Source organism: Aurantiacibacter odishensis (assembly GCF_003605195.1).
In the GTDB taxonomy this organism is placed as follows: Bacteria; Pseudomonadota; Alphaproteobacteria; order Sphingomonadales; family Sphingomonadaceae; genus Alteraurantiacibacter; species Alteraurantiacibacter odishensis.
The window spans coordinates 290,959-317,026 of sequence record NZ_QYOS01000024.1; the positions used below are offsets into that span (position 1 = coordinate 290,959).

28 protein-coding genes are annotated in these 26,068 nt (G+C 65.6%); 16 read left to right on the plus strand and 12 right to left on the minus strand.

Annotation, left to right across the window (positions count from 1 at the left end):
- Window positions 1-3: 3 nt before the first annotated feature.
- Complete coding sequence (gene flgB, locus D4Q51_RS10640) at window positions 4-351, minus strand: flagellar basal body rod protein FlgB (protein WP_120077729.1); 348 nt, start codon at window positions 349-351, stop codon at window positions 4-6.
- Window positions 352-558: 207 nt separating this feature from the next.
- Between flgB and D4Q51_RS10645 the strand changes: the two genes are divergently transcribed.
- From D4Q51_RS10645 to D4Q51_RS10700, 12 genes are all read left to right on the plus strand, one after another.
- Window positions 559-1,218 (plus strand): MotA/TolQ/ExbB proton channel family protein, encoded by a 660-nt coding sequence (locus D4Q51_RS10645; RefSeq protein ID WP_120077730.1) that lies wholly within the window; start codon window positions 559-561, stop codon window positions 1,216-1,218.
- Window positions 1,215-1,631, plus strand: a complete 417-nt coding sequence (locus tag D4Q51_RS10650; RefSeq protein ID WP_120077731.1) for a hypothetical protein — start codon at window positions 1,215-1,217, stop codon at window positions 1,629-1,631. Before D4Q51_RS10645 ends, D4Q51_RS10650 begins: the two co-directional genes overlap by 4 nt.
- 22 nt (window positions 1,632-1,653) lie before the next feature.
- Window positions 1,654-2,166, plus strand: a complete 513-nt coding sequence (locus D4Q51_RS10655; RefSeq protein WP_162925297.1) for a flagella basal body P-ring formation protein FlgA — start codon at window positions 1,654-1,656, stop codon at window positions 2,164-2,166.
- Window positions 2,167-2,240: 74 nt separating this feature from the next.
- Window positions 2,241-2,531: a flagellar biosynthesis anti-sigma factor FlgM gene (locus tag D4Q51_RS10660; RefSeq protein WP_162925298.1), complete on the plus strand. Its 291-nt coding sequence runs from the start codon at window positions 2,241-2,243 to the stop codon at window positions 2,529-2,531.
- Complete coding sequence (locus tag D4Q51_RS10665; protein ID WP_240624681.1) at window positions 2,528-2,848, plus strand: flagellar protein FlgN; 321 nt, start codon at window positions 2,528-2,530, stop codon at window positions 2,846-2,848. The genes D4Q51_RS10660 and D4Q51_RS10665 overlap by 4 nt, the downstream gene beginning before the upstream one ends.
- An 83-nt stretch (window positions 2,849-2,931) precedes the next feature.
- The gene (locus D4Q51_RS10670; RefSeq protein WP_120077734.1) at window positions 2,932-3,774 is read left to right on the plus strand and encodes a transglycosylase SLT domain-containing protein; all 843 of its coding nucleotides are present in this window, start codon (window positions 2,932-2,934) and stop codon (window positions 3,772-3,774) included.
- Between the two features lie 65 nt (window positions 3,775-3,839).
- A complete protein-coding gene (locus D4Q51_RS10675) occupies window positions 3,840-5,876 on the plus strand; it encodes a flagellar biosynthesis protein FlhA (RefSeq protein WP_240624701.1) in 2,037 nt (678 codons plus the stop codon).
- Window positions 5,873-6,589 carry a sigma-70 family RNA polymerase sigma factor gene (locus D4Q51_RS10680; RefSeq protein WP_120077736.1) on the plus strand — a complete coding sequence of 239 codons (717 nt, stop codon included), beginning with the start codon at window positions 5,873-5,875 and terminating at the stop codon, window positions 6,587-6,589. Before D4Q51_RS10675 ends, D4Q51_RS10680 begins: the two co-directional genes overlap by 4 nt.
- Before the next feature lie 35 nt (window positions 6,590-6,624).
- Window positions 6,625-7,170, plus strand: a complete 546-nt coding sequence (locus D4Q51_RS10685) for a hypothetical protein (protein ID WP_120077737.1) — start codon at window positions 6,625-6,627, stop codon at window positions 7,168-7,170.
- 112 nt (window positions 7,171-7,282) lie between these two features.
- The gene (locus D4Q51_RS10690; RefSeq protein ID WP_120077738.1) at window positions 7,283-7,744 is read left to right on the plus strand and encodes a Dps family protein; all 462 of its coding nucleotides are present in this window, start codon (window positions 7,283-7,285) and stop codon (window positions 7,742-7,744) included.
- 73 nt (window positions 7,745-7,817) lie between these two features.
- Window positions 7,818-8,438, plus strand: a complete 621-nt coding sequence (locus D4Q51_RS10695) for a 6-phosphogluconolactonase (protein WP_120077739.1) — start codon at window positions 7,818-7,820, stop codon at window positions 8,436-8,438.
- Window positions 8,426-8,890: an NUDIX hydrolase gene (locus D4Q51_RS10700; protein ID WP_120077740.1), complete on the plus strand. Its 465-nt coding sequence runs from the start codon at window positions 8,426-8,428 to the stop codon at window positions 8,888-8,890. The genes D4Q51_RS10695 and D4Q51_RS10700 overlap by 13 nt, the downstream gene beginning before the upstream one ends.
- On the opposite strand, the gene dinB is transcribed toward D4Q51_RS10700, so the two are convergent.
- Complete coding sequence (gene dinB / locus D4Q51_RS10705; protein ID WP_120077741.1) at window positions 8,876-10,012, minus strand: DNA polymerase IV; 1,137 nt, start codon at window positions 10,010-10,012, stop codon at window positions 8,876-8,878. The genes D4Q51_RS10700 and dinB overlap by 15 nt on opposite strands.
- A gap of 78 nt (window positions 10,013-10,090) precedes the next feature.
- Between dinB and D4Q51_RS10710 the strand changes: the two genes are divergently transcribed.
- A complete protein-coding gene (locus tag D4Q51_RS10710; protein ID WP_240624682.1) occupies window positions 10,091-11,356 on the plus strand; it encodes a multidrug effflux MFS transporter in 1,266 nt (421 codons plus the stop codon).
- Window positions 11,356-12,843, plus strand: coding sequence for a glycerol-3-phosphate dehydrogenase (locus tag D4Q51_RS10715; protein ID WP_120077742.1), 1,488 nt, complete (start codon window positions 11,356-11,358; stop codon window positions 12,841-12,843). Before D4Q51_RS10710 ends, D4Q51_RS10715 begins: the two co-directional genes overlap by 1 nt.
- On the opposite strand, the gene D4Q51_RS10720 is transcribed toward D4Q51_RS10715, so the two are convergent.
- Genes D4Q51_RS10720 through crtY form a run of 5 tightly spaced genes read right to left on the minus strand, consistent with a single transcriptional unit; the run spans window position 12,840 to window position 19,186 of the window.
- The gene (locus D4Q51_RS10720; RefSeq protein WP_120077743.1) at window positions 12,840-14,711 is read right to left on the minus strand and encodes an acetyl/propionyl/methylcrotonyl-CoA carboxylase subunit alpha; all 1,872 of its coding nucleotides are present in this window, start codon (window positions 14,709-14,711) and stop codon (window positions 12,840-12,842) included. The two genes, D4Q51_RS10715 and D4Q51_RS10720, sit on opposite strands and share 4 nt — an antisense overlap.
- 46 nt (window positions 14,712-14,757) lie before the next feature.
- Window positions 14,758-15,864, minus strand: coding sequence for a phytoene/squalene synthase family protein (locus D4Q51_RS10725; protein ID WP_338068470.1), 1,107 nt, complete (start codon window positions 15,862-15,864; stop codon window positions 14,758-14,760).
- Complete coding sequence (locus tag D4Q51_RS10730) at window positions 15,861-16,454, minus strand: LOG family protein (protein WP_120077744.1); 594 nt, start codon at window positions 16,452-16,454, stop codon at window positions 15,861-15,863. The genes D4Q51_RS10725 and D4Q51_RS10730 overlap by 4 nt, the downstream gene beginning before the upstream one ends.
- 24 nt (window positions 16,455-16,478) lie before the next feature.
- Window positions 16,479-17,975, minus strand: a complete 1,497-nt coding sequence (locus D4Q51_RS10735; RefSeq protein WP_120077745.1) for a phytoene desaturase — start codon at window positions 17,973-17,975, stop codon at window positions 16,479-16,481.
- Window positions 17,975-19,186, minus strand: a complete 1,212-nt coding sequence (gene crtY, locus D4Q51_RS10740; RefSeq protein WP_120077746.1) for a lycopene beta-cyclase CrtY — start codon at window positions 19,184-19,186, stop codon at window positions 17,975-17,977. Before crtY ends, D4Q51_RS10735 begins: the two co-directional genes overlap by 1 nt.
- Window positions 19,187-19,320: 134 nt before the next feature.
- Here crtY and D4Q51_RS10745 point away from each other — a divergent pair, with 134 nt between their 5' ends.
- A complete protein-coding gene (locus tag D4Q51_RS10745) occupies window positions 19,321-20,217 on the plus strand; it encodes a MipA/OmpV family protein (protein ID WP_120077747.1) in 897 nt (298 codons plus the stop codon).
- Window positions 20,218-20,233: 16 nt separating this feature from the next.
- Here D4Q51_RS10745 and D4Q51_RS10750 read toward each other — a convergent pair whose 3' ends face one another.
- The 3 genes from D4Q51_RS10750 to D4Q51_RS10760 all read right to left on the minus strand — a co-directional run bounded on the left by D4Q51_RS10750 (window position 20,234) and on the right by D4Q51_RS10760 (window position 23,178).
- Window positions 20,234-20,548 carry a transcriptional regulator gene (locus D4Q51_RS10750; RefSeq protein WP_120077748.1) on the minus strand — a complete coding sequence of 105 codons (315 nt, stop codon included), beginning with the start codon at window positions 20,546-20,548 and terminating at the stop codon, window positions 20,234-20,236.
- The gene (locus D4Q51_RS10755) at window positions 20,545-20,994 is read right to left on the minus strand and encodes a hypothetical protein (RefSeq protein WP_120077749.1); all 450 of its coding nucleotides are present in this window, start codon (window positions 20,992-20,994) and stop codon (window positions 20,545-20,547) included. The genes D4Q51_RS10750 and D4Q51_RS10755 overlap by 4 nt, the downstream gene beginning before the upstream one ends.
- A gap of 153 nt (window positions 20,995-21,147) precedes the next feature.
- On the minus strand, window positions 21,148-23,178 hold the full coding sequence (locus D4Q51_RS10760; protein ID WP_120077750.1) for a S9 family peptidase: 2,031 nt from the start codon (window positions 23,176-23,178) through the stop codon (window positions 21,148-21,150).
- A 134-nt stretch (window positions 23,179-23,312) separates the two neighbouring features.
- Here D4Q51_RS10760 and D4Q51_RS10765 point away from each other — a divergent pair, with 134 nt between their 5' ends.
- Window positions 23,313-23,711: a hypothetical protein gene (locus D4Q51_RS10765; protein ID WP_120077751.1), complete on the plus strand. Its 399-nt coding sequence runs from the start codon at window positions 23,313-23,315 to the stop codon at window positions 23,709-23,711.
- Here D4Q51_RS10765 and D4Q51_RS10770 read toward each other — a convergent pair.
- Both D4Q51_RS10770 and D4Q51_RS10775 read right to left on the minus strand, forming a co-directional pair.
- On the minus strand, window positions 23,708-24,322 hold the full coding sequence (locus tag D4Q51_RS10770; RefSeq protein ID WP_120077752.1) for an SOS response-associated peptidase family protein: 615 nt from the start codon (window positions 24,320-24,322) through the stop codon (window positions 23,708-23,710). The two genes, D4Q51_RS10765 and D4Q51_RS10770, sit on opposite strands and share 4 nt — an antisense overlap.
- A gap of 19 nt (window positions 24,323-24,341) precedes the next feature.
- Entirely contained in the window at window positions 24,342-25,940 is a 1,599-nt protein-coding gene (locus D4Q51_RS10775) for an AbgT family transporter (RefSeq protein ID WP_120077753.1), read from the minus strand.
- Window positions 25,941-26,068: the final 128 nt, after the last annotated feature.

The following is a 26,068-nucleotide window of genomic DNA, read 5'->3' on the forward strand; positions in this document are numbered from 1 at the left end:
GACTTACTCTCCCTTCAGCGCGCGTTTCACGGTTTCGACGCGGCCGTTGAGGAAGGTGAGCGTGGCGGAATAGGCCACCGCGTTCTCGGCAAAGGCCATCTGCTCGTTCGCCAGTTCCACGGTGTTGCCGTCCATGCTGGCCATCGTCGGCACGCGGTAGCGGGTGGCGCTCTCGATGGCGGCATTGCGGTCGCCGCCGCCCATGCGCGCCTCCAGCGCGGAGGCGAAGTCGATATCACGGGCCTGGTATCCGGGCGTCGCCGCATTGGCGATGTTGGACGTCAGAAGCCCCATGCGGTGCGAGCGCAGTTCCAGCGCAGCGCCATGAATGCCGAATAGCCTGTCGCTCATCCTATTGGTCCTCACATTGCGGACGGGTGGGCCGTCCTCTCGCGGGCATGTTCAGCAAGCGGCGTGCCAGTTTCGCGTGTTGCCGGGGTTTACGGATGAAGCGGGCTGGCAGGCGGCAAGCGCTTGCCGGATGCGGCAATTTCGCGCCGCCCTAAATCCTCCGCCTTGCCGGTCGTCCTGTGTTTCGCAGGAAGGAGCAGGCGCGGCATGGATATCTCGGCATTGTGGGACGCAAACGGTGCGGGGATCGTGCTTGGCGGCACGCTGCTGGCGACGTTCCTCGCCTGCGGCAGGCGGGAAATCAGCGCCGCCATGCATTCGCTCGGTGCCCTCATGAAACCGCGTTTCGATTACGAGAAGGCCCGCGCCGAGATCGCCCGCGACGTGGAGGAAATCCGCCACGACGGGCTGCTGCGCGCACATCCGCTGCACACCTCGGACCGGGAGATCGCGCTCGTCTCCGATGCGCTGATCCACGACCGTTCGCTGCGCTCGCTGATCGCCACGCACGAACGGTGCCAGCGCCAGCGGCAGAGCAGTCGGTTGGCTGCGCTCGCCCCCATCCGGCAGGCCGCCGAGATGGCGCCTGTTTTCGGCATGGCAGGCACTCTGTTCTCGCTTTCGCAAATGCAGGTGGGTGATATGGGCGATGCGCAATTGCTGGCCAGCGTCGCCATGGCCATCGTCACCACGCTATACGGCCTGCTGCTGGCGAACCTTGGCTTCCATCCCCTTGCGCGGCTGATGGAACGCCGGATGCTGGCGGAGGACGAGGATCGTCAGCGCCTGATCGACTGGCTGGCGGCGCAACTGGCGCAGGGTACTCCCCACACGCGCACGAATGCGCCGCTGGAGCGGGCCGGATGATTGCCGGAACGCCGGGCAAGTGGCTGGTGCCGCTGGCCGACCTTTCGCTAATCCTGTTCATCGTGACTGGCAGTTCGCTTGCGGCCATTCTCGAGGGGAACAGGGAAGTCGCCCCGGCGCAGGGCGTGGCATCGGCGCTTTACGTTGACGGGCCGGGCGCTCCGCCGTTGCTGGACATGCTGGCGGTGCACGATCCGGCGGAAGGCGAGCAGTTGACCATCCACGCCTACTACGCGCCCGAAGAACGCGAGGCCGTGCATTCGCGGGCGGAGACGCTCGCCGAGCAGGCCATTGCTGCCGGGCTGCACCCGCGCGTGATCGTGCAACCGGCGGAGGAAACGCTGGTGATCGCGCGCTTCGCCCATGATGCTGACGCAGGCTTGGCACGCGCCTTGCAGCGCGAAGGGGAATGACAACCCACCGGAGCCACGGCCCATGAACCGCTTTCTGATCCTCACCGCCCTGATCGCCGCGCCAGTCACGGCGCAGCAGGGCGCTTTCGCCGACCCCTCCGCCATCGATGCGGAGGTCGCCGCGTTCACCGGGGCACCTATCGGCACACCGGGCGGCGCACGCCATCCGGTAGACCGTCGTCTGCGGCTGGCCGAGTGCCCGCAACCCCTGGCGCTGGCCTGGCACGGGCGCGGGGCGGACATGGTGCGGGTGGAATGCCCCTCCGGCGCGGGCTGGCGGGTGTTCGTGCCGGTCAATCGCGGCAGCACCACCGCGCCCGCAGCCGCCGTGCAGGCAGAGCCGCAGGTGGTGGTCGAGCGCGGACAGGTGATGACCGTGATCGTCGAAGGGCGCGGCTTTGCCGTCAGCCAGCAGGGCGAGGCGCTGGAGGACGGCGCGATCGGCCAGTGGATTCGCATCCGCCCCGAAGGCAACCGCGAAGTCATCCGCGCGCAGGTGCGCAACCCGCAGCGCGCGGTCATCCCTCTGGGATAAATTCCTGCCAGACCCTTAAACGCAGCATTCGTGTGCCGTTCTGCGCTTCAGGAATTATGACAGGAGCGACGACAATGTCCCTCTACGACGTATCGAAACTGAGCGGTATCGGCCCCTTGCGCCCGGCTGCGCGCGAGCTGGCGGGCGAGAAACCTGCCATGCGCGCCCAGGAAGCGAAAGGCGCAGTCGATCAGGGCGTGAGCGTGCAGACAGGCACGAAAGTGAGCGCGGGCGCGGCCCCGGTCGATGCAGAACGCGTGGCGGAAATCCGCCAGGCCCTGCGCGATGGCAATTATCCCCTTGTCCCCTCCAAAATCACCGACGCGATCATCGCCGCGCGCCACATGCTGAGCGACGCGAAATGAGCGGCGCTGCAAAATTGGCCGATGCCCTGCGGCAAATGCTTGCCGTGCTTGAGGCAGAGCGGCAGGCGCTTGCCGCTCTCGATATCGACGCGCTGATGCTCTCCACCAGTGACAAGCACGCCCTGTGCGCCGTGCTGGAAGCGCGGGACGCAGGCGGTCTCGATGCCGAGTGCCGCGCCTTGGCGGATGCCGCACGGCAGAAGAACGAGGTGAACCGCAAGGTCCGCAACCTGCTGGCGGCCAATGTTTCCGCCCGGCTCGACGCGCTGACGGCCTCGCCCGGCACCTACGCCGCTCCGCAGGCATACCGCGCATAGGTAAGACTACCTAGGCCCGTCCAGGTGGCACGCCCCTTGCTGATCTCTCCCGCAGAGAGAAACGGCAAGGAAGCCAAGGGCGGATGACCGACCGAATTTCAGCAACGATCCCGGCCAGCGCGCCGCACCCCCGGCACGCGATTGCCGACGCGGCAAGGCGCACGGGCGTCGATTTCGATTACCTGATGGCGCAGGCCCAGATCGAGAGCGGCATGAACCCGCGCGCAGAAGCACGCACGTCCAGCGCCAGCGGGCTCTACCAGTTCATCGACCAGACCTGGCTCACCACGCTGGACCGGCACGGCGAGCGGCTGGGCTACGGCGACATGGCCCGCGCCATCGAGACGCGCGGCGGGCGCGCCAGCGTGACCGATCCCGCGATGCGCGATGCGATCATGCAATTGCGTTTCGATCCGCAGGCGAGTTCGCTGATGGCGGGCGCACTGGCGACCGACAACCGCGCCGCGCTGCAAGGTGTGCTGGGGCGCGATCCCGATGCGAGCGAGCTTTACCTCGCGCATTTCCTGGGGGCGGGCGATGCTGCGCGCTTCCTCTCCGTCCTAACCACGGACCCGGACAAATCCGCCGTCGCCCTGCTGCCCCGCGCCGCCGCCGCCAACCGCGCGATCTTTCGCGAAGCATCGGGCGCGCCGCGTTCCGTGGGCGAGGTGATGGGCGTAATCCGCGAGAGGGTAGAGGGCGCAATGGTCACGGCATCGAACGCGCCGCCCGCCGCGCCGCCGCCGCGTCCAGCCAGCCCCGGCCTTGGCGCGCCTGCCTATCCCGACATGCCCACCCGCATCGAGCCTTCGCCGCAGATGCCCAGCATGGCCGATACCCTGCGCCACAGCTTCGCCGCGACAGGTGCCGAGCCGCCGGTCCATGTCCGTAACGCCTACGCCCGGCTGGAGGCCTTCGGACTGTGAGCGCGAAACTCCCATTCAACGCTGCATCGCTGGCGCTGCCCGCAGGCATTCTGGCGCTGATCGCCATGATGGTGCTGCCCATTCCCACGGTGATGCTGGACGTGTTCTTCGTCTTCAACATCGCGCTGTCCATCGGCGTGCTGATGGCGGCGCTGAACGCTACGAAGCCGCTCGATTTCAGTGCCTTTCCCACCGTCCTGCTGTTCGCCACGCTGCTGCGCCTCGCGCTCAACGTCGCTTCCACCCGCATCGTGCTGGTGAACGGGCACGAGGGGGAAGGCGCTGCCGGACAGGTGATCGAGAGCTTCGGCGCTTTCCTTGTCGGAGGCAATTTCGCCGTCGGGCTGTTCGTCTTCATCATCCTGCTGATCATCAACCTGGTGGTAATCACCAAGGGCGCGGGCCGCGTGTCGGAAGTGTCCGCCCGCTTCACGCTGGACGCCTTGCCCGGCAAGCAGATGGCGATCGATGCCGATATCGCCGCCGGGCTGATGACGGCAGAGGAAGCCAAGGCCCGCCGCGTGGAAGTGTCGACCGAGGCCGATTTCTACGGTTCGATGGATGGTGCCAGCAAGTTCGTGAAAGGCGATGCCATCGCCGCCATGCTGATTCTGGCGGTGAACATCATCGCCGGCACCGGCCTTGGCATGATCAGCCACGGCATGAGCGCGGGCGAAGCGGCGGAAACTTTCATCACGCTGGCCGTGGGCGATGCACTGGTGGCGCAGGTGCCCGCGCTGCTGCTCTCCATCGCCGCTGCCGCCATCGTGACCCGCGTCACCGATGCCAGCGACCTTGTCGGACAGATCGGGCGGCAGTTCTCCAATCCTGCAAGCTGGCTGCCGGTGGCGCTGGTGCTGGGCGCGATCGGGATGATCCCGGCCATGCCGCAGATGGTGTTCCTGCCCGCCGCCGCGCTGGCCTTCTGGCTCTACCGCACGCTGAAACGCAAGCTGGATGCGCCGCTGGTCGAGCCGGTGGAAGACGTACCTGACGAGCCGCAGCGCATCGAAATCGCCGATGTCAGCGACCATACGCTGGTGACGCTGGAGATGGGCTACGGCCTCGTCCACCTCGTCGACGAGGGGAAAGGCGCGCCGCTCGTCACCCGCGTTACCGGGGTGCGCAAGCAGCTGAGCCAGGCCTTTGGCTTCGTCGTGCCGCAGTTCCGCATCCGGGACTCGCTCGATCTGCCCGCAAACGATTATCGCGTGGTGCTGGGCGGGGTGGAACTGGCGCGGGCAGAGGCGCGGCCCGATGCCATTCTCGCCATCGATACAGGCGAGGTGAGCCGGAACCACGGTCTTGCGGGGCAGCCCACCACCGATCCCAGCTTCGGCTGCCCGGCGCTGTGGATTTCCCCTGCCGAGCGCGACCATGCCGTGGCCGAGGGTTTCCTCACCGTTGCCGCCGACACCGTGATCGCCACGCACCTCAACCAATTGTTGCAGGAACGCGGGGCGCAACTGCTGGGGCCGGAGGAAGTGCGCAGCCTGCTGGATGCCGCAAAGGACCGGGCGCCGGGGCTGGTGGAGGCCATTCACCCGGACCCGCTCTCCCTCGCTGCGATCACCCGGATGCTGCGCGCGTTGCTGGCCGATGGCATCAGCCTCGCCCACCCGGTGCCGATCCTTTCCAGCCTCGCGTTGGGGTTGCAAGTCACCAAGGATTTCGACGCGCTGGTGGACCATATCCGCGCCGACCTTGGCGGCTGGCTGGTGGGGCAGGTGTGCCCGCCGACGCAGGCGCTGGGCGTGCTGACGCTGGATGCCGAACTGGAAAGCGCCATCCTTGGCGGGATGCGCGATCCGGCGACGGGGCAGCCGGTGATCGAACCCGATTGCGCGCGGATGATCGGCGATGCCGTGACCGCGAACATGGCCGAGCATTCCTCCCGCGGTCTTGCCCTGATCGTGCAGCCACCCGCCCGCCGCGCGCTGGCCGCGCTGCTGCGCCAGCGTGCGCCCGGCTGTCTTGTCCTTTCCATTGCCGAATTGCCGCCCAGCCAGCCGGTGGAAGTGATTGCCGTGATCGGCGGCCGCGCTTCGCCGCCTGCTCCCCCACAATTGCCTGACGCATCACAAGAGGTGCTTGCCGCATGAAACACGATCCATCTGCCTTTGCCGCCGCCTACCAGGGGGCCGACGTGGTGAGCGACCGCGTGCGCCGCTTCGTGCCGATGGTGCGCAAGGCCGCCTGGCACATCAACGGCGCGGGCCGAGAGGGGCTGGAGATAGAGGACCTGATGCAGGCCGGCTTCATCGCCCTGACAGAAGCCGCCCGCAACCACGAGGGGCCAGGCGAGGACGGCTTCGCCGCATACGCCAAGCTGCGCGTGCGCGGGGCCATGTTCGACCTCGTGCGCAAGACCATGCCGGGCAGCCGGGGCGCAGCGAAAAGACGGCGCGAGATCGAGGAGGCGCGGCGCGAATTCGCGCAGCTTTCGGGCCGCGAACCGGGGCACGACGAACTGGCCGCGCTGGTGGACATGACGCCCGCCGAGCTCTCGCAGCACTTGGGCGACGAAGTGCACCTCGTCTCGATGGACTCGGCCTACGACGATGCCAGCGATGTCTTCGCCAGCGACCTGCCCGATCCCTTCGCGCTGGTCAGTGAGATGCAGGACAACGCGCGGCTGGGCGATGCGATGGTCAGGCTGCCCGATCGGCTGCAACTGGTGCTGCAACTCTATTTCGTGGAGGAATTGAACCTCACCGAGATTGCGCAGGTGCTGGAGATCAGCGTGCCGCGCGTCCACCAGTTGAAGGCGCAGGCGCTGGTGAAGATCCGGCAACTGATGGCGGACGAGGAGTAGCTGGCGCGCGGGTTGGCCGCTGCTATAGCCCGTCCATGCCCGCCTTCTTCCTCACGTTCATCGCGGTGGTCGCTGCCATGGTGGCAGGGCGCGATGCCATGCGGGTGGCGCGCCTGCGCTCGACACTGGGGTGGACCGGGCCGCTGCTCGTAACCGCAGTGCTGGCGGCGCTGGCAGGCGCTGCCCTTGCCGCGTGGATCGCAAGCGGGCTCGCCCACTTGATTCCGGCAAGTTTCAAGCCTGTCGTCGTAGCCGTGGCGCTGCTGCTGGCAGGGCTGGAAGTGCTGCTGAGGACACCGCCCGCCAAGCCGCGCGAGCCGACCCGCTCAATGGGCGCGATCACGCTGGTCCTGCTCCTTGGTATGGTGACTGATGCCAGCGGCTTCATCATTCTCTCGCTGGCCATCGCGACGGGCGAGATGCTGCTGGCGGCGGCGGGCGGCGCCATGGGCGCGCTGGTGGTGCTGGTAGGAGCAATTGTGGCGGCGGAGGACTGGCAGGCGCTGCCCCTGGACCTATTGCGCCGCATTGTCGGGGCGGGCCTGATACTCGCAGCGGTAGTAATCGCCTTTCTTTTCTGAAGCTTGGGCGATCATCGGTTCAGCCGATCACCGTATCCGGTCAAAATCCTGAAACCGAGGGCGAGTAAGGCCGTTGGTTAGGCAAACAGACAATCGAAAGGACGAGAGTTACATGGCATCCGCTGGAGACAATTCGAAAACCGCGCTGATCGAAGGGCTGAACGGCCTGCTGGCCGATCACATGGCGCTGTATTTCAAGACCAAGAATTTCCACTGGCACGTAAAGGGTCCGCGTTTCCGCGACCTGCACCTGCTGTTCGACGAACAGGCGGTGGAAATCCGCGACCAGATCGACGACATCGGAGAGCGGGTTCGCAAGAACGGCGAACTCACGCTGACCTCCATCGGCTCGGTCGCGAAGCATACCCAGATCAAGGATCAGGACGACACCTCGCTCGCCGCCGAGGACATGGTTCGCGAACTGCGCGACGATAATCAGAAGATGGTCGAGCGCCTGAAGGAACTGAAAAAGCATGCCGAAGCGGCAGGCGACAACGCCACCGACGGCCTGCTGGACGACTGGACCGACATGGCCGAGGAACGCGTCTGGTTCCTCGATTCCACGCTCGGGTAAATTTGCCCCACCGCACTACCACAACCGCCGCGCAGCACTCGCTACGCGGCGGTTTTGCGTCTAGGAGACTGCCATGGCCGACATCGACATCATTGAGAACGCAGGCGACGACACCATCGCCACTTTCATCGAAGCAATCCTGCGCAGCAAGCTGATCGAAAGCGACGCGCCCGTTGCCATCAGCGTGCCGGGCGGTTCCACGCCGTTCCCGATCATGCGCGAACTGGTGAAAGCCGATCTCGAATGGAGCCGCGTGACCGTCTGGCCGGGCGACGACCGAGTGGTGCCCGAAGATCACGAGGCCAGCAACACCGGCAAGATCCGCGCGTTGTTCGAGCCTGTCGGCGCACATGTCGCCACACTCACGGTAATGGAGCAGGTGCCCCATTTCGCGCTGGTGTGGCTGGGCATGGGCGCGGACGGCCATATTGCCAGCCTGTTTCCCAACACCGATCCGAAAGCGGACGACGACGCTCCGATCCGGCGCCTCACGCCCGATCCGCTCCCTCCCGAAGCGCCGTTCGACCGGGTGACGCTGACCATCCCTTCGCTGCTCGACAGCGACGCGCTGATGTTCGTGATCCGCGGCGACGACAAGCGCGCGGTCTTCGATGCCGCAGCCGAGGGCGAGAGCGACCTGCCGGTGGCGCGCCTGCTGGGCGCGGCGCGCCAGCAGGTGACATGCTTCACCTAATCCCCGCGCCGTTGCACCGCGCGGTCCTGCCGCTCGGCCATGCGCTGCGCAAGACCTACCTCCGCCTGTTCAAGCCCCGCATCGCCGGGGTGGCGGTGTTCATCCGTGACGAGCACGAGCGCGTGCTGCTGATCCGACAGTCCTACGGCTCCGGCCACTGGACCACGCCTGCGGGCGGTGCGCGCCTCAGCGAAGACCCCGAACTGGCCATCCGCCGCGAAGTTCGCGAGGAGCTTTCCTGCGAGCTTGTCGAACTGGTGCTGCTGCACGAGGGTGAGGACACCATGCACGGCGCGCCGCACCGGCACTGGATATTCCACGCCCGCGCCGATGGAGAGCCAAGGCCCGATCTTCGCGAAGTGATCGAGGCGCGGTGGTTCGCGCTCGATGACCTACCGCAACCGTTGACCCACTCGACTGAAAAGCGGCTGGAGGTTCTAAAGCAGCGATAGCTGGGCGTCGTCGCGCGGTTTCTGCTCTGGGCCGTCCCGGTCCAGATTGCTGAGTGTCAGTCCCATCAGCCGGATCGGCATGGGCAGCGGCAACTCGTCTTCCAGTATGGCGCGCGCGGTAGCGGCGAACTGCGCCTTGTCCGCCACCGGCTGGGCCTGGCTGCGGGAGCGGGTGGCGATCTGGAAATCGTTGAACTTCAGTTTCAGCGTGACGGTGCGCCCCTTCGCCTGCTTGGCGGCGATCCGCTCCCACACGATGTCTATGATCCGCTCCAGTGTGTCGCGCAGCTCGTCCTCGGCGGAGATATCCTCGCTGAAGGTGCGCTCCCCGCCGATGGACTTGCGAATGCGGTTGGCGCGCACGGGCCTGAGGTCGATCCCACGCGCCGCGCGGTAGAGGTAATCTCCGAAACTTCCGAAGTTCGCCGCCAGCCACTCGCGGTCCTTTTGGGCGAGGTCCGCGCCTGTCTCGATGCCGAGCCTCGCCATCTTCTCCGCGCCCTTGGGGCCGACCCCGTGGAAGCGGCGGATGGGCAGGCTCTGCACGAAAGCCGCGCCTTCGCCGGGGCGGATCACGCACAGGCCATCGGGCTTGTTCTGGTCGCTCGCCAGCTTGGCCAGGAACTTGTTGTACGAAACGCCCGCGCTCGCCGTCAGCTGCGTGACTTCGCGGATCTGCCGCCGGATGGCCTGCGCGATGGCGGTGGCCGAGCCGAGGCCGTGGCGATCCTCGGTCACGTCGAGGTAGGCCTCGTCGAGGCTCAGCGGCTCCACGTGCGGAGTGTAGTGATGGAAGATCGCACGGATCTGTTCCGAGACTTCGCGATAGACGTCGAAGCGGCTCTTGCAGAAGATCAGGTCCGGGCACTTTCGCTTCGCCGTGACGGAGGGCATTGCGCTCTTCACGCCGTACTTGCGCGCTTCGTAACTGGCGGCGGCCACCACGCCGCGTCCGCTCGATCCGCCAACGGCCACCGGCTTGCCGCGCAACTCCGGGTTGTCGCGCTGCTCCACGCTGGCGAAGAAGGCGTCCATGTCGACGTGGATGATCTTGCGCAGGCCATCGGCCTCGGGCGGCGCGTCGTCGCCGTCGCATTCCTGGATGTCGTCGGGATTCGCCATCACGAGGGCTCTATAGCCTTTTGGCACGAAGTTGACTTAATCCTTTTCTCGCCCGCCAAACTTGGCCAAAGGGACTGCGTGACGAGCCTTACCATCACCGCTGCAGACGGATCCGGCCGCAAGGTCGGGCAACGCGAGTTCATCGTGCTGATGGCCACGTTGATGAGCCTGAACGCGCTCGCCATCGATGCCATGCTGCCCGCGCTGGACGAAATCGCCAGCACCTTCTCGGTGGACGATCCCAACCGTCGCCAGCTGGTGGTGGGCGTATACCTGCTGGCTACCGGCTTCGGCAGCCTGGTGCCCGGCCTGTTCGCAGACAGGTTCGGCAGGCGACCTGTGCTGTTCGTCAGCCTCGCCATCTACCTTGTCGCATCGCTGCTTTGCATGTTCGCCCCCAGTTTCGAGATACTGCTGGCGCTTCGTGCGGCACAGGGGTTCGGCACGGCAGGACTGATGGTGCTGCCCGCCGCGATCATCCGCGACCGGTTCGACGGGGATGCCATGGCGCGGCTGATCTCGATGATCTTCATCGTTTTCATGGCCGTACCCGTGCTGGCCCCAACGCTCGGGCAGATCGTGCTGACTTTCGCCAGCTGGGAATGGATATTCTTCGCCCTCGCCCTGTTCGGCATCGGCGCGGCGGCCTGGGCGGCAAAGCGCCTGCCCGAAACGCTGGACCCGCGCCACCGGCAGAAGATCGACCCGCGCACCATCGTCCACAACCTGCCGCTCACCTTCCGCACGCGCGAGGCGGTGGGATATGTGCTGGCAGCCGGCCTCACGTTCGGCGCGGTGTTCGGCTACATCAATTCCGCGCAGCAATTGATCGGCGAGCATTTCGGGGCGGAGGAGCAGTTCCCGCTGATCTTCGGCGCATCGGCGGCGACGCTGGCCTTCTCCAGCTTTGCCAATTCGCGCATTGTCGAGCGGTTCGGCGCGCGGCGCGTATCGCACACTGCGCTGATCGCCTTCATCCTCGTCAGCGTGGTGCAGGTCTATGCTGCCGAAGTTCACGCGGATTCGCTGGCGTGGTTCTTCCCGCTGATCAGCATCAACCTTTGCCTGCTGGGTTTCCTCGGCGCGAATTTCGGTTCCATCGCCATGCAGCCCTTCTTCGACAGCGCGGGCGCGGCAAGCTCGGTGCAGTCCGCCATCCGCATGCTGCTGGGCGCTGTCATGGGCATTGCCATCGGCCAGGCCTACGACGGCACGGCGCTGCCGCTGGCCATCGCGCTGCTGGGCAGCAGCCTGATCGCGCTGGCCCTTGTGCTGTTCAGCGAACGTGGCAAGCTGTTCACCCGCCCGCGCAAGCCGCGCTACATCACGGAGAGCCCGCACTGATGCCCGAAACGTCCGCCACACAGCCGTTCGACCTGATCGTGATCGGCGGCGGCGTGAACGGTGCGGGCGTGGCGCGCGATGCGGCGGGCAGGGGCGCCAGCGTGCTTCTGCTGGAAAAGGGCGACCTTGCCAGCGGCACCTCGTCCAAGAGCACGAAGCTGGTGCACGGCGGGCTGCGCTACCTCGAATATTACGAATTCGCCCTGGTGCGCGAAGCACTGGGAGAACGCGAAACGCTGTGGTCCATCGCGCCGCACATCATCTGGCCGATGCGCTTCGTGCTGCCGGTGACGAAGAACATGCGCCCGAAATGGATGCTGCGCGCGGGGCTGTTCCTCTACGATCACATCGGAGGGAAGGGGGCGCTGAAGAAGACGCGCAGCGTGGACCTGCGCAAGCATCCCGCCGGCGCTTCGCTGGAAGGGCAATACACCCACGCATTCGAATACTCGGACGGGTGGGTGGACGATGCCCGGCTGGTGGTGCTGAACGCGCTGGATGCCGCCGAATGCGGCGCACAGATCCGCGCCCGCACGCCCGTCACCGCCGCGCGGCGGGAGGGTGAGCTGTGGCACGTTGAAGCGGGCGGCGAGACGTTCCGGGCCCGCGCGCTGGTGAACGCCGCCGGGCCGGGCGCGGACGAAGTGGCGCGGCTGGTGGGAGAGAACCCCGCCTACGGCATTCGCCGCGTGCGCGGATCGCATCTCGTAGTGCCGAAGCTGTTCGAGCACGACTGCGCTTACATCCTGCAACAGCCGGACACGCGCATCTGCTTCGCGATCCCGTGGGAGGACGACTACACGCTGGTGGGCACGACCGATGCTGACCATCCCGGTTCGCTGGACGACGTAAAGGCGAGCGCGGACGAAATTCGCTACCTGTGCGACGCGGTGAACCGATATTTCAAACACGACGTGACGCCCGATGACGTGGTGCACACCTACGCAGGTGTGCGCGCGCTCGTGGACGATGGCTCGGGCCGCCCCGAAGCGGCGTCGCGCGGATACGAACTGGCGCTGAGCGATGCCGGGCGCGGCGCTCCGGTGCTCGGCATATACGGCGGCAAGATCACCTCCTACCGCCACGTGGCGGAAGACGCGCTGGACAGGCTGGCCGAACGCCTGCCGGTGCTGAAGGGCAAGCACTGGACGGATACGGCTCCGCTGCCCGGCGGCGACATCGACAAGCACGCGCAGCCCTATCTGTTCCAAGTGCTAAGCGAAGACTTTCCTTTCCTGTCGGAGCGGGACGTGGTGCGCATAGGCCGCGCCTACGGCACCCGTGCGTGGGACTGGCTGGGCGAGGCGAAAGGGTGGGACGACCTTGGCCACGCGTTCGGTGGCGGGCTTTCGGAGACCGAAGTCACCTACCTGCGCGATCACGAATGGGCGCAGACGGCGGACGACATTCTCTGGCGGCGCACCAAGCTGGGAATGCACACGAGCGCAGCGGAGCAGGCGGCTCTGGCGGAATACCTAGGGGGTTAGCCCTCCGCAGTTTCCACCACGGCCAACACTGCCTCCACCTGCACCTGCGCGCCTTCGCTGGCGGAGAGCTGCGTCACCGTGCCGTCGAACGGCGCGGTGAGCGAGTGCTCCATCTTCATCGCTTCCAGCACCATCAGCCGCTGACCTGCTGTAACGCTGTCGCCCTCGGCCACATCGAGCGTGATGACCTTGCCCGGCATGGGCGCGAGGATCGCGCCGTCGGCGGCTGCGGCTGCGCCCGTGCCGCGAGCGTCGCGGGCGAACTCGAAGCTCTGCCCGTCGGCGAAGACTACTGTGCGCGCTTCCTCGACAAAGCCGGTGGCGTGGGCCGCGTGCTGCTTGCCGCTGGCGATCACGGTGCGCGTCTCACCCTTGAATCCCAGCGTCGCGGCGATGCGGGGCGGGGCGTTGAGGCGGAAGCCCAGTGCGCTGGGCACCTGGTCGTCCATTGCCGCCATCAGTGTAAAGTCGGCAGCCGCCTGCCAGATCGTATCGTCCGGTTTCTCGTCGGCGACGAGGGTTTCCAGCTTGCGCTCGATAAAGCCTGTATCGAGGTTTCCTTCGCCGAAATCGTCGTCCAGCAAGGCGTTGGCGAGGAAAGCCGCGTTGGTCTTCACCGGCCAGATTTCCACGCTCTCGGTAATCGCAGCGAGCTCGTCGATCGCCTCGTCGCGCGTTTCGCCCCACGTAACCAGCTTGGCGACCATCGGATCGTAGTGCGGGGAGATAACGTCGCCCTCTTCCACGCCGGTTTCGATGCGGCCTGCCGTGCCAAGATCGAAATGATCGAGCGGGCCGGTCGAGGGCAGGAATCCGCTGGACGGATCCTCCGCATAAAGCCGCGCCTCGATGGCATGGCCGTTGATCGAAAGCTCGTCCTGTTTCAGCGGAATCGCCTCGCCCGCCGCCACGCGCAATTGCCATTCGACCAAGTCGACGCCGGTGATCTCCTCGGTGACGGGATGCTCCACCTGCAGGCGGGTGTTCATCTCCATGAAGAAGATGCGGTCAGCTCGCAGCCCTTCGCTGGCATCGGCGATGAATTCGATGGTGCCCGCGCCTTCGTAGTCCACCGCTTTTGCCGCGCGCACGGCGGCGGCGCAGATTTCCTCGCGCGTCGCCTCGTCCATGCCCGGCGCAGGGGCTTCCTCGATCACCTTCTGGTGACGGCGCTGGAGCGAGCAGTCGCGTTCGAACAGGTGGACGACATTGCCGTGGCTGTCGCCGAACACCTGCACCTCGATATGACGGGGCGAGGTGATCCACTTTTCCAGCAGCACTTCATCGTTGGAAAAGCTGGCCTTGGCCTCGCGGCGGCAGCTTTGCAGCATGGCCTCGAAGTCCTCGGCGCTATCGACCTTGCGCATCCCCTTGCCGCCGCCGCCAGCCACGGCCTTGATGAGGACGGGATAGCCGATGGCATCGGCCTCTTTCTTCAGGCGCTCAACCGACTGGTCCTTGCCCAGATAGCCCGGCGTCACCGGCACGCCTGCCTCCTGCATCAGCGTTTTCGCGGCATCCTTCAGGCCCATCGCCTCGATGCTGGAGGGTTTCGGGCCGACCCAGATCAGCCCCGCATCGATCACGGCCTGCGCGAAGCCGGCGTTTTCCGACAGGAAGCCGTAGCCCGGATGGATCGCCTCCGCGCCCGTCTCCTTTGCCGCCGCGATAATCTTCTCGCCGACGAGGTAGCTTTCGGCAGCCGGCGAGGGGCCGATGTGCACAGCCTCGTCCGCTTGGCGAACGTGCAGCGCCTTGGCATCGGCATCGGAGTAGACCGCCACGGTGGCGATCCCCATGTCGCGGGCGGTGCGGATGATGCGGCAGGCGATCTCGCCGCGGTTGGCTATGAGCAGCTTTGAAATCATGCCCCTGCTTCTCCGCATATCGTTACAATTGCAACCTGAAACCCGGTCAATCGTCCTTGCGCCTTATGCCTTCATCGCGCAGCGGCGTGTCGGGCACGCCCGCCACCGGGCCAGCCATGCGCGCCGCGACCAGCAGTTGCCCACGGGTCCATTTCGGCTCGAACTGAGGCGGGTAGGAGCCGCGTACGGTCTCCTTCAGTGCCCTGGCGACATGGCCCAGCTTTGCCGGGAAACTGACGCGCACGCGGTGGTCCCACGCCGCATCGCCGCGCGCCACCACCTTTTCGCCGATCGCGCCGTATATGTTTGCGGCAGACAGCACGGCCCAGCGCTGGCGGAACTTCAGCCGCCCGGCACCGATGCGCGCCTGTGCATCGTGCACCCGCGCAATGCCCACCAGCCGCCCGGCCAGTTGCACCAGTTCCTCGCGGTAGGCGGGTTTCATCAACTGGCCCGGCGGAATGTCCATTTCCACCAGCCATTCCTCGGGGATGTAGCAGCGCCCGGCAGCGTCATCGTCCCAGATGTCGCGCGCAATGTTGTTGAGCTGGAAGGCAAGTCCGAGGTCGCAGGCGCGATCGAGCGTTTCGGTCGCATCGCTGGGAACGCCCATCACTTTCGCCATCATCACGCCGACAGCGCCCGCCACATGATAGCAGTAGCGCATCAGGTCGCCCTCGGTGCGCGGCCGCCAGCCGTCGGCGTCGAGTGCGAAGCCGTCGATCACATCGTCGCACATTTCGCGGGTAATGCCGGTTTCGGCAGCGACGAGGCCCAGCGCATCGAACGCGAGGTCCGCCGTGGGCTGACCGTCCAGCGCGCGGTGGGTGAGAATGCGGATCGCCTCGACCCGGTCCTTCGCGCTCGCCTGGTCCAGCTTCAGGTCGCGGGCACCGTCTTTGAAGCCGTATTCCTGCCCATCGGCTATGTCGTCACACCGTCGGCACCAGGCGTAAAGCAGGTGGGCGCGTTCCCGCGTTGCCTTGTCGAACAGCCAGCTTGCCACGGTGAAACTCTTCGAGCCTTCCGCGATGCTTTCGCTGGCCCGGGCCACCAATGCCGCGCGCGAACGGCCACCGCCCGCTTGGCGCGGCGTAGCCCTTACCAGCTGGCTGGAGACCAGCGGGCGCGGCCTGATGCGCTTGGTGCTCAAAGGTCCTCCGCGCGCATCTGCACGATGGTCTTGATGGGCTCGTAACTCGCCATTTTTCCGAGCAATTCCTCCAGCGTTTCGCCCACGATCAGGATATCGCGGTGCATTTCCCGGACAAAGCCGACATCGGCCATTTCACGGTTAAACGCTATTAGCCCGTCATAGTATCCGAATGCGTTAAGAAGGCCGACCGGGCTCTGGTGATAGCCCAGTTGCGCCCAGCTTACCGCTTCCCACAATTCGTCCAGCGTGCCCACGCCGCCCGGGAGGGTGACGAAGCCATCGGAGAGGTCGGTGAAGGCCTGTTTGCGCTGGTGCATGGTGTCGACCACGTGCAATTCGGTGCAATCGGTATTGGCCACTTCCATATCAACCAGCGCCTGAGGGATCACGCCGATCACTTCGCCGCCTGCTTCCAGTGCGGCATAGGCGACAGCGCCCATCAGCCCAGCCTTGCCGCCGCCGTAGACGACGCCCACGCCCTGCTGGGCCAGCGTGGTGCCGACATGGCGGGCGAGTTCGATAAAGCGCGGATCGGCAGGCGTGGCGGAGCCGCAATAGACGGCGAGGCGTTTGAAATTCTGAGACATGATTTCAGCCCGTAACCGCAGCGGTCAGGATGACAAGTCCTCGATCATCAATCCCGCCGTCGCCTTGGCGCTGCCGACCACGCCGGGAATCCCTGCGCCGGGGTGCGTGCCTGCGCCCACGAGATAGAAGTTCTCGATCACGTCGTCGCGGTTGTGGCCGCGGAAGAAGGCGCTCTGCCACAGCACCGGCTCGAGGCTGAAGGCGCTGCCCTGATGGGCGTTCAGGTCCACCGCGAAATCGAGCGGGGAATAGCTGAACTTGGTCACGATGCGGTCGTGGATATCGGGGATCAGGCGGCGGCCGACTTCATCGAGGATACGCTTCTCTAGTTCCGGCCCCACCTTGTCCCAGTCGATCGGCATCTTGCCGAGGTGTGCGACCGGCACCAGCGCGTAGAACGTGCTCATGCCCTCGGGCGCCATACTGGGATCGGTGACGGTGGGGTGGTGCAGGTAAATCGAGAAATCCGCCGGAAGAATGCCCTTGGAATAGATATCGTCCAGCAGGCCGTGATAGCGCGGGCCGAACAGGATCATGTGGTGCGGAATGCCCGGCCAGGTGCCCTCGATGCCGAAGTGGACGACGAATAGCGAAGGCGAGAAGCTTTTCTTCTTCAATGACTTGGCCTGCGCTTTGCCGCGCTGGCTGTCGCCCAGCAGGTCCTTGTAGGAATGCATGATGTCGGCGTTGCTGGCCACGGCATCGAACTGCTGGCTCCACCCGCTGGCGGTGTGGACCGCCTTGGCACGGGTGCCCACGGTTTCCACGCGGGTGACGGCATCGCCCACGCGCATGGTGCCGCCCAGCCGTTCGAAATGGCGGACCATCCCTGCGATCAGGCGGTTGGTGCCGCCGCGCGTCCACCACACGCCGCCGTCTTTCTCCAACTTGTGGATCAGGGCGTAGATGCTGCTCGTCTTCATCGGGCTGCCGCCCACCAGCAGGGTGTGGAACGAGAGCGCCTCGCGCAGTTTCTCGTTCTTGATATACTTCGCCACCATCGAATAGACGCTGCGCCACGCCTGCTTCTTCATCAGCGCGGGCGCGGCCTTGATCATGGACTTGAAATCGAGGAACGGCACGGTGCCGAGCTTGACGTAGCCTTCCTCGTAGACGCCCGCGGCATAGTCCAGGAAGCGGTCGTAACCCTGCACGTCGGCCGGCTCCAGCTTCATGATCTCCTTGCGCAGGTCCTCCTCGTCATTGGAATAGTCGAAGTTGGTGCCGTCGGGCCAGTTGAGCCGGTAGAAGGGCATCACCTTCATCAGCTCCAGGTCCTCGTCCATGTCGTGGCCGGTGATTTCCCACAGCTCGCGCAGGCAATCCGGATCGGTCACGACGGTGGGGCCGGCGTCGAAGGTGAAGCCGTCCTTTTCCCAGTAGTAGGCGCGGCCACCGGGCTTGTCGCGGCCCTCCACAACGGTGGTGGCGATACCGGCGCTCTGCAGACGGATGGCGAGCGCCATGCCGCCGAAACCGGCGCCTATCACGCATGCAGTCTTGCCTTCTGGGGTCGTCATCAGGTGTCCTTCCGGGAGGGGTCAGTCAGGGGCGGGGCCTTCGACATGAGGGCGCCGATGCCACGAGTAATGGGTATGGGCGGCTTTCCCGCCAGCACGCGCAGCTTGTCGAGCAGGGTGGAGCGGCCTGCGTAGAACCGCTCGATCAGCGGCTCTCGCAAGCGATAGAAGCGTTCGAACACGCGGTAGCGTTCCCGCGGGCGCGCGCCGCAGAACAGCATCGTGCCCAGCATCCGGTAATGGCCCATGCGGGACCAGTGCCGCCGCGCCCGCGCCTCCAGCTTGGCGGCCATCTGGTCGCCCGGCAGGTCCGCATCCGCCGCCACGGCCAACGCCACTTCGACGGCGATAGGCAGGGTGTAGCTGGTGAGCGGGTGGACGAAGCCGCCGCGCGCGCCGGCCTGCGCCACGCCTTCGACGCGGTGCTGGCGCTGGAACGCGGAGAAATCCCCGCCGGTGATGACGGGCAGCACGCCGGTTTCGAAGCCAACCGGATCGCCGGTCCAGCCCATCTGTCGCTGGTATTCGTCAATCCGCGCTGAAAGGGCCGAGCGATCGAGCTGCGGCTTGTCGGCGTAATAGGTGTCCTCGATGAACAGGTCGTGCGAACCCAGCGGCAGGACGTAGACGAAGCGGTAGGCCCCGCCGTTGCCGTGCGGCGCACGCTGGTCGACATGCGCGTCCATGATCGTAGGGCGGGCCACGCCATGCGGCTCGGGCGTGCGCAGGTGGCGGCCCATGAACACCTGCCAGCCGCCCTCCAGTGTATTCGTGGGCGTGAAACCGCGGCAATCGATGACGCTGCGCGCGGTGATGCGCCTGCCGTCCGCCAGTTCCACACCGGCCGTATCTACGGCAGAAACCTCAGTCCCTGTGATTACGGTGCCCGCGGGCAGGTCGCGTTCCAGCCGGGCGGCGAAATCCGGACTGGCGAGCGAGACGTAGGACGATTTCAGGTGGCGCAGGTATTTGGGGAAGCGGACGTGGTAGCCGTCGTTCCACTCGGTAGTGCGGAAACCATCCATCAGCGCTGCGCCTTCGGCCGAAAGGTCGGTGCCGAACCAGCTCCAGCGGTGGTTGCCGCCGAGAGCATCGCCCGCTTCCATTAGTTTCACGGATACGTCGGGCCGGTGCACGGCCAGCGCCAGCGCAATCAGCCCGCCGGACAGGCCGCCACCTACAATGGCAATATCGCAATCGCGCCCGCTCATTTCGCCAACTGCCTTAGCGGAATGGCGAGGCCGTGCAATCACAGCCCTTGGTCCCGCGTCGATTTGCCGAGGGGGCGGCGAAGGAACCGCGCGGGGAACCGCCCGTTCATGTTGCAAACAAGACGGGAAAATCCATGAAGACACGCTTTCTTTCGCCTGCCGCCATCGCCTGCGGCACCTTGCTTTCCGCCCTCTCCGCCAGCCCGGCGCTGGCGCAGGACGATGTGGAGGTGCAGGGCCCGCCCGATATAAGCATGGAAGATACCGTCTTCGCTGGAGACTACCTCTCGGTAGGCGCGGGCGTGGCGCTCAATCCGTCCTACTCAGGTTCCGACGATTACGTGTTCACTGTGCTGCCGATCGTGCAAGGCTCGCTGGGCGGCGTCGACATCAATCCGCGCGCAGGCGGCGTAACGCTGGACTTCGTGCAGGACCCCGCTGAAGGCGTGGGGCTGGACCTTGGCGTCGCGGGACGGCTGCGCGCGAATCGCGCCAGCCAGATCGAGGACGAGGTCGTCATCGACTACGGAGAGCTGGACCGCGCCATCGAAGTCGGCCCCAGCGTGGGCGTGAACTTCCCTGCCGTGCTCAATCCTTATGACAACATCCGCGTGGGCGTGGATGCCATGTGGGATATAAACGGCGCGCACGGCGGCATGACCGTGTCACCTTCCGTAAGCTATTCCACCCCGCTCAGCCGCTCGCTTTTTGCCAACCTCTCGGTTTCGACCGAATGGGCGGACGCGGATTTCCAGGATTACTATTTCCGCGTGGACGATGCCGCCTTCATCGGTGACGGCGTTGCCCCGCTGCCGGAATTCGAACCGCGCGGGGGCGGCTTCACCAGCGCGGGCGTAAACCTGCTGCTGGGGATCGACCTCGATGGCGATATCGCCAACGGCGGCCTCGGGCTGGTGGTGATCGGCGGCTATTCCCGCGTGCTGGGCGATGCCGCCGATACCCCGTTCACCGATATTCGCGGCAGCAAGAACCAGTTCCTAGGCGCTGTCGGCATCGGTTACACCTTCTAGGCTTTCTGCCTCTCTCCTATTGCGCCGCCACGGCCTGCTCGGCTGCGGCGGCGAGTTCATGCAAGGCGCGCATGTGGCGGGCAAAGGCCTTGCGGCCCTTTGGCGTCAACTGCGCCCAGGTGCGCTGCCGACCGTCGCGCGCGGCCTTGCTGATCTTCACATAGCCCGCATCCGACAGGGCCGAGAGGTGTTTCGACAGCACAGAATCGCTTACCTCCACAAGCTCGCGGATCGTGGCGAATTCGGCTTCCTCCACCTTGCCCAGCATGGCCGCGATCTGCAGCCGGGCGGGTGCGTGCAGGGCGGGGTCGATATCGCCTGCAGCGCTCATGCCGCGCCCCCATCGGACAGTTCCTGGCGATAGAGCTTTTGCCACCACAGGCTGCCCAGTGTGCAGGCCACGAAGGTAACAGATGCCGCAAGTAGGGCTGTAGGCGAGGGGGCCGGTTCGCCGCGCGCGGTGAAAGACACTACGGCCATTGCACCCGCCACGGCGACAAGGCCGAACAGCACGAGCTTGGGACGGGTTCCCTGCCAGCCGGACACGAACATGCCATAGCGCTTTTTGTCGTCATGGATGATCCACGCCATCGTGGCAGCGGCGATCATCACGCACACGATCATGCCCGCGAAGGGCAGGGATACGCCGAAGATGAAGGTGGCCTCGAGCAAGCCGAAAAGGGCGTGCCGCCACAATGGCCATTGCGACCGCTGTGCCAGCTTGCCGCGGGTGTGACGCACCGCATCCAGCGAGGCGAGAGCTTCATTCCTGTCCATGATCGGGAACTCCTTAACTTTCCAATGTGGAAAGCGATAGGCGTAACTTTCCGATTTGGCAAGTCAAAACTTTCCAGCGTGGAAAGTGAACCACGAAAAAGGGGGAGCAACCCTGCGGCTGCTCCCCCGTTATTAGTCTGTTTGTCAAAGAAATCAGTCTTCCTCGATCATCAGATCCGGGCGGCTGGGCGGCAGTTCCGCGTCGCGATCACCCGTTTCCAGGTAGGTGTCGAACCATTCCATCATGCGCAGGTTGTAGTCATAGCGCGAAGCGGCACGGGCGTTGCCGTGGCCTTCGCCGGGATAGAACACCAGGCGCAATGGCGTGTCGGGACGGCGCAGGCTGATGTAGCGGTAAAGCTCCAGGCTCTGGCCGGGGTTCACGCGCGTGTCGGAATCGCCGTGCATGATCAGCAGCGGGGTATCGGCCCGGTCGGTGTAGTAGATCGGGCTGACTTCGAGGTAGTTCTGCCAGTCTTCCCACGGCCACTGGCGCGCGTGGACGAGATACATCTCGTTCGGGATGTCGCCGGTGCCGACCTTGCTGATCTGGTTGGAAATGCCCACGAACATCACGCCCGCTGCAAACTCTTCGGAGTTGTAGGTGGAAGACCATGCCGTGGCATAGCCGCCGTAGGAACCGCCGGTGATGCCGGTGCGGTCCGCATCGGCGATGCCTTCTGCCGCCAGCGCGGCCTTGGCATCCACCAGGTCACGGAATTCGGGATCGGTGTAGTTGCCCGAGTGCGCCTTGGAGAACGCCGTGCCGTAGGCGGTGGAGCCACGGTAGTTCGGCAGGAACACGGCATAGCCTTGTCCGGCGGCAACCTGCCCCGGATTGGAATAGCTCGTCACCCAGCCGTTGCTCTCGTGCGCTTCCGGGCCGCCGTGCACGTCCAGGATCAGCGGCGCGCCGCCGGCGGGAACGCCGTCCACCGGCAGCACCAGCACGCCTTCGATCTCGGTCCCATCAGTGGCGGTGTAGGTGTAGGCGCGCTGTTCGCCGAAATCGATTTCCGACAGCCACGGGTTGTGGTTCGTCCAGCGGGTGAACTGGCCGTTGCTGAAGGCGAACAGCTCGTTGGGGTGGGTGGGGGAAGTGGCTTCCACCATCAGGCGGTTGCCGCCCTGCTGAAGGCTGGTGAGGATCAATTCGCCCGGATCGTATTCGCGCTCTTCCTCGCCATCGGCGGAGTAGAAGCGCAGCACGCTCTGCACGCCCACGTGGACCAGCGCGGCGAGGCGGCCGTCGGCCATCCACTCTGTATCCATCACGGCTTCCGCCGCGCCTTCGTTCACGGCGGTGTAGCTGCCGGTCATCACGTCGACGATGTGCAGCGTGGTGGCGGCGGGATCGTTCTCGTCCACGCCTGCGACCATGGAAAGGTTCATGGAATCGGGCGAGAACTCGACGTCGCCGATCTTGCCCGGCGTTTCCACCACCGTCACCGCGCCGGTGGCGAGGTTGACGAGGTTCACGCGCTGCGAGGTGAGCGAATCGTCCACCAGCGGCGTCGGCGCGGTAAGGATCATCGCGGTCTGGCCGTCGGGCGAAATGTCAAAGCCGCTGACGTAGCCGGGCACTTCGATCTGCGTGGGCTCGGCGTCTGCCTCGGTGCCGGTCGCATCGGCCACGAACATGCGGTTCAGGCGGAACTCTTCTTCGTAGACGACGGCGTTGAAGCCATCCTCGGATTCGCTCTCGCGATCCTCGTCGGGGGCGGCGGAAACCAGCATGTAGACGCGGCTGCCGTCGGGCGAGAAGGCGTAGTCGCCCACGCGAGCGTCTTCGACACCGGCAATCTTGCGATAGGCACCGCCATTGACGGGGATGCCCCAGACGGAGCGGTCATCATCGCCGTCGGCCCACAGGAAGGTGATCATGCTGCCATCGGGTGTGAAGTCGATGGAGGATACGCTCATGTCTTCCGGCAGGTAGGCGCGCACGTCATTCGCGCCATCGGCCATGAACAGTTGCTGCTTCGCCGTGCCGTCGTCCTCGCCTTGCGTCACGTCGGGCCAGTAGACGCGGGTATAGGCAACGTGGTTGCCATCCTGCGAGACGGCAACGGTACCGGTATATTCGATCTTTGCCACGTCCTGCGGCGTCATGTCGCGGGCAAGGGCAGGGGCGGCGGGAAGGGTAAGCGCTGTGGCCAGCAAGGCCGAACGAAGCAGGGTCATGGGCAGTATTGTCCTCTGGTGGTCTGTTTCAGTTGAAACCGCTAATAGCGTTTATGGTGCCGAGCGCAAATCTCGGCATGTTTCGGGCAAAACGCTGCTATTACAGCAAGCTCGTTGGAGGGGAGGAAATAGTAATGGCAGAAGGACAGGATATACCCGCATGGATCGCGCTGTTCATGGGGCTCTACGCCCTGGGCGCGGCGATCGGCGAATTGCGCAGCCCCGGAAGCTGGGCCGCGATGCTGGACGGGTTCGAGAACAACGAGGCGCTGCGCTTTCTCACCGGCATCGTGGTGCTGGCGCTGGGCGCGGCGATCTATCTCGTCAATCCCTATGATCCGGCTGACTGGCTATCCATCGTCATCACGGTGATGGGTGCAGGGATGGTGCTGGAAGGCATGGTGATCCTTGGTTTCGGAAGGCCCTTCCTGCATTTCGCCAGCGCGATGATGGGCGCGGTCAACCGTGCCTGGGCGCTGCTGTCGGCGGGGCTGGGCATCGTGCTGATTTGCGTGGCGATGTTGCGCTTCTAACGCTCCGCCTGCTGCATCAGGGAAGAGGAATAGGGCTGGAGCAGGGCGCTTGCGCTGCCCCACCCGGCGCGCAGCCACGTATCGTGTGCCCTGGGGTCGGGCGGCAGGATGACCGGCATCGCCTCGCGGCCCGCGCGCTTCAGCTCGGCATTGGGCGCGCAGGTGAGGAGGGCGAAGCCGGGCACCTCGCTATCCTTCCACACGCCCGCCATGGCGAACACCGGCTGGTCCGCACAGGCGAACCAGTGCTGGCGGCGCTTGCCGTCTGTGCCGATGCGGCCCCATTCCATGAAGGCGGTGGCAGGCACGATGCAGCGGAACTCCGGATTGCGCAGGTTGCCGATCCAGAACGGGCTGTCTGGATTACGCACGCTCAGCACCGGGCGCGCGGCGTCGTGCGCGCTGGGTGGCGGCGGCACACCCCATAGGCGCGGCACCATGCGGCGCGGCTGGTTCGGCTCACCCGGTCCGGCAATGAACTCACGCCCCGTGGTGATGACGGGCGCGAATTCGCCCGGCGCCACATGGCCGCCCGGCCACGGATCGTCGCCCGTGCGCAGGCCGAAAGCACGCCGGATGGCCGCAGCATCGGCATCGAGACGGTAGAGCATGGTCACGCAGGCACCACCCCTACGGTGCGTAGTAGGTCGGCGAGCCCGGCCCCACCGGCAGGCCGAACACGAAGGTCCACAGGTAGAAGAACGCACTCCACGCGGTGATGAAGAAAATCGTGTAGGGCAGCATCATCGCGATCAGCGTGCCCACGCCAAGGTCCTTCTGGTAGCGCGTCGCCCAGGCGAGGATCAGCCCGAAATAGCTCATCATCGGCGTGATGATGTTGGTGGTGCTATCGCCGATGCGATAGGCCGCCTGGATCGCCTCGGGCGCGTAACCGATCAGCATCAGCATTGGCACGAAGATGGGCGCGGTGACGGCCCACTGCGCCGATGCAGAGCCCAATGAGAGGTTGATGATCGCGCAGATCAGGATGAAGGCGAAGAACACGACAGGCCCCGTCATCCCGCTTTCCACCAGGAAATTCGCGCCCGTTACCGCGGTGATCGCGCCAAGATTGGTCCAGCCGAAGAAGGCCACGAACTGCGCGGCGAAGAACACCAGCACGATGTAGAGACCGAGCGCGGAGAGCGCTTCGGACATGGCATCGATCACGTCGCGGTCGCTCTTCATGGAGCCCGTCACGCGGCCGTAGGTGTAGCCGATGGTGATGAAGAAGATAAGGATCCACACCACGAACCCGTCGAAGAAGGGCGAATCCATCCGGTCGCCCGTTTCCGCGTTGCGCAGCACGCCCCATTCGGGAACCAGCGTCAGCGCCATGAAGGCGAGCACGCCAAGCAGCGCCACGCCCGACCAGCGCAGGCCCTTGCGCTCGGTATCGGTGAGCGGCTGCATCATGCCTTCGTCCAGCACGTCCGGATCGGCCTTGCTGGCATCGTACGGCCCCAGCTTGGGCTCCACGATGTAGATCGACACCAGCGAGCCGATGATGGTGACAAGGAAGGTGCTGGCGAACATGAAATACCAGTTGGCCGTGGCAAGCACGGTGTAATCGGGATCGATCAGCTGTGCGGCTTCCTGCGTGATGCCCGCCAGCAGCGGGTCGATCGTGCCGATCAGCAGGTTGGCGCTGTAGCCGCCCGAAACGCCTGCAAAGGCCGCCGCCATGCCAGCCAATGGGTGCCTGCCCAGCGCATAGTAGATCGCGCCGCCCAGCGGAATCAGCACCACGTAGCCTACTTCGCTGGCGGTGTTGGAGATGATGCCGGCGAACACGATGGCCACCGTCACCAGTTTGGGCGGCGCGCCCAGAACCATGCTCCGCACGGCAGCGGAGAGCAGCCCCGATTTCTCCGCCACGCCCACGCCCAGCATCGCCACCAGCACCACGCCCAAGGGCGCGAAGCTGGTGAAGTTGTCGACAAGGCCGGTAAATATGCGCCGCACCCCGTCGCCGTTCATCAGGCTGACCGCGCGGATCATGCCATCCTCCGCCACGTTCGGCGCGCCGGCGGGCCGAGGGTCTTCCACCGCCACGCCTAGCCAGCCGAACAGGCCGGAGACGAGCACGATGCCCACCGCCAGCAGGGCGAACAGCGTGACCGGGTGCGGCAGCAGGTTGCCCAGCCACTCCACCCCGTCGAGGAAGCGAGTGAAGGCGTTGCGCTTGCCTTGCTTGTATTCGTGCGTGGGAGTGGGAAGTTCTGTCATCGAATGGCCTTTGGCAGGGTCAGGGGATGGCGGGCAATCATGCCTAGCGGCATTGCCGACATACTCAATACGGGCAGATTGACCTCGCCTGACTGGCCAGTGGACGAACGTCAGCCGGCGGGTAACGA

Excerpts from the sequence above, each read along its gene's own strand:
- D4Q51_RS10655 (WP_162925297.1), top strand. The coding sequence starts at position 1,654 with ATGAACCGCTTTCTGATCCTCACCGCCCTGATCGCCGCGCCAGTCACG.
- D4Q51_RS10775 (WP_120077753.1), bottom strand. The coding sequence starts at position 25,940 with ATGACAGAACTTCCCACTCCCACGCACGAATACAAGCAAGGCAAGCGC.
- D4Q51_RS10680 (WP_120077736.1), top strand. The coding sequence starts at position 5,873 with ATGAAACACGATCCATCTGCCTTTGCCGCCGCCTACCAGGGGGCCGAC.
- crtY (WP_120077746.1), bottom strand. The coding sequence starts at position 19,186 with ATGAGCGGGCGCGATTGCGATATTGCCATTGTAGGTGGCGGCCTGTCC.
- D4Q51_RS10645 (WP_120077730.1), top strand. The coding sequence starts at position 559 with ATGGATATCTCGGCATTGTGGGACGCAAACGGTGCGGGGATCGTGCTT.
- D4Q51_RS10760 (WP_120077750.1), bottom strand. The coding sequence starts at position 23,178 with ATGACCCTGCTTCGTTCGGCCTTGCTGGCCACAGCGCTTACCCTTCCC.
- D4Q51_RS10730 (WP_120077744.1), bottom strand. The coding sequence starts at position 16,454 with ATGTCTCAGAATTTCAAACGCCTCGCCGTCTATTGCGGCTCCGCCACG.
- D4Q51_RS10670 (WP_120077734.1), top strand. The coding sequence starts at position 2,932 with ATGACCGACCGAATTTCAGCAACGATCCCGGCCAGCGCGCCGCACCCC.
- D4Q51_RS10700 (WP_120077740.1), top strand. The coding sequence starts at position 8,426 with ATGCTTCACCTAATCCCCGCGCCGTTGCACCGCGCGGTCCTGCCGCTC.
- D4Q51_RS10675 (WP_240624701.1), top strand. The coding sequence starts at position 3,840 with ATGATGGTGCTGCCCATTCCCACGGTGATGCTGGACGTGTTCTTCGTC.
- dinB (WP_120077741.1), bottom strand. The coding sequence starts at position 10,012 with ATGGCGAATCCCGACGACATCCAGGAATGCGACGGCGACGACGCGCCG.
- D4Q51_RS10735 (WP_120077745.1), bottom strand. The coding sequence starts at position 17,975 with ATGACGACCCCAGAAGGCAAGACTGCATGCGTGATAGGCGCCGGTTTC.
- D4Q51_RS10715 (WP_120077742.1), top strand. The coding sequence starts at position 11,356 with ATGCCCGAAACGTCCGCCACACAGCCGTTCGACCTGATCGTGATCGGC.
- D4Q51_RS10650 (WP_120077731.1), top strand. The coding sequence starts at position 1,215 with ATGATTGCCGGAACGCCGGGCAAGTGGCTGGTGCCGCTGGCCGACCTT.
- D4Q51_RS10755 (WP_120077749.1), bottom strand. The coding sequence starts at position 20,994 with ATGGACAGGAATGAAGCTCTCGCCTCGCTGGATGCGGTGCGTCACACC.
- D4Q51_RS10720 (WP_120077743.1), bottom strand. The coding sequence starts at position 14,711 with ATGATTTCAAAGCTGCTCATAGCCAACCGCGGCGAGATCGCCTGCCGC.
- D4Q51_RS10770 (WP_120077752.1), bottom strand. The coding sequence starts at position 24,322 with ATGCTCTACCGTCTCGATGCCGATGCTGCGGCCATCCGGCGTGCTTTC.
- D4Q51_RS10685 (WP_120077737.1), top strand. The coding sequence starts at position 6,625 with ATGCCCGCCTTCTTCCTCACGTTCATCGCGGTGGTCGCTGCCATGGTG.
- D4Q51_RS10665 (WP_240624681.1), top strand. The coding sequence starts at position 2,528 with ATGAGCGGCGCTGCAAAATTGGCCGATGCCCTGCGGCAAATGCTTGCC.
- D4Q51_RS10660 (WP_162925298.1), top strand. The coding sequence starts at position 2,241 with ATGTCCCTCTACGACGTATCGAAACTGAGCGGTATCGGCCCCTTGCGC.
- D4Q51_RS10750 (WP_120077748.1), bottom strand. The coding sequence starts at position 20,548 with ATGAGCGCTGCAGGCGATATCGACCCCGCCCTGCACGCACCCGCCCGG.
- flgB (WP_120077729.1), bottom strand. The coding sequence starts at position 351 with ATGAGCGACAGGCTATTCGGCATTCATGGCGCTGCGCTGGAACTGCGC.
- D4Q51_RS10690 (WP_120077738.1), top strand. The coding sequence starts at position 7,283 with ATGGCATCCGCTGGAGACAATTCGAAAACCGCGCTGATCGAAGGGCTG.
- D4Q51_RS10745 (WP_120077747.1), top strand. The coding sequence starts at position 19,321 with ATGAAGACACGCTTTCTTTCGCCTGCCGCCATCGCCTGCGGCACCTTG.
- D4Q51_RS10695 (WP_120077739.1), top strand. The coding sequence starts at position 7,818 with ATGGCCGACATCGACATCATTGAGAACGCAGGCGACGACACCATCGCC.
- D4Q51_RS10765 (WP_120077751.1), top strand. The coding sequence starts at position 23,313 with ATGGCAGAAGGACAGGATATACCCGCATGGATCGCGCTGTTCATGGGG.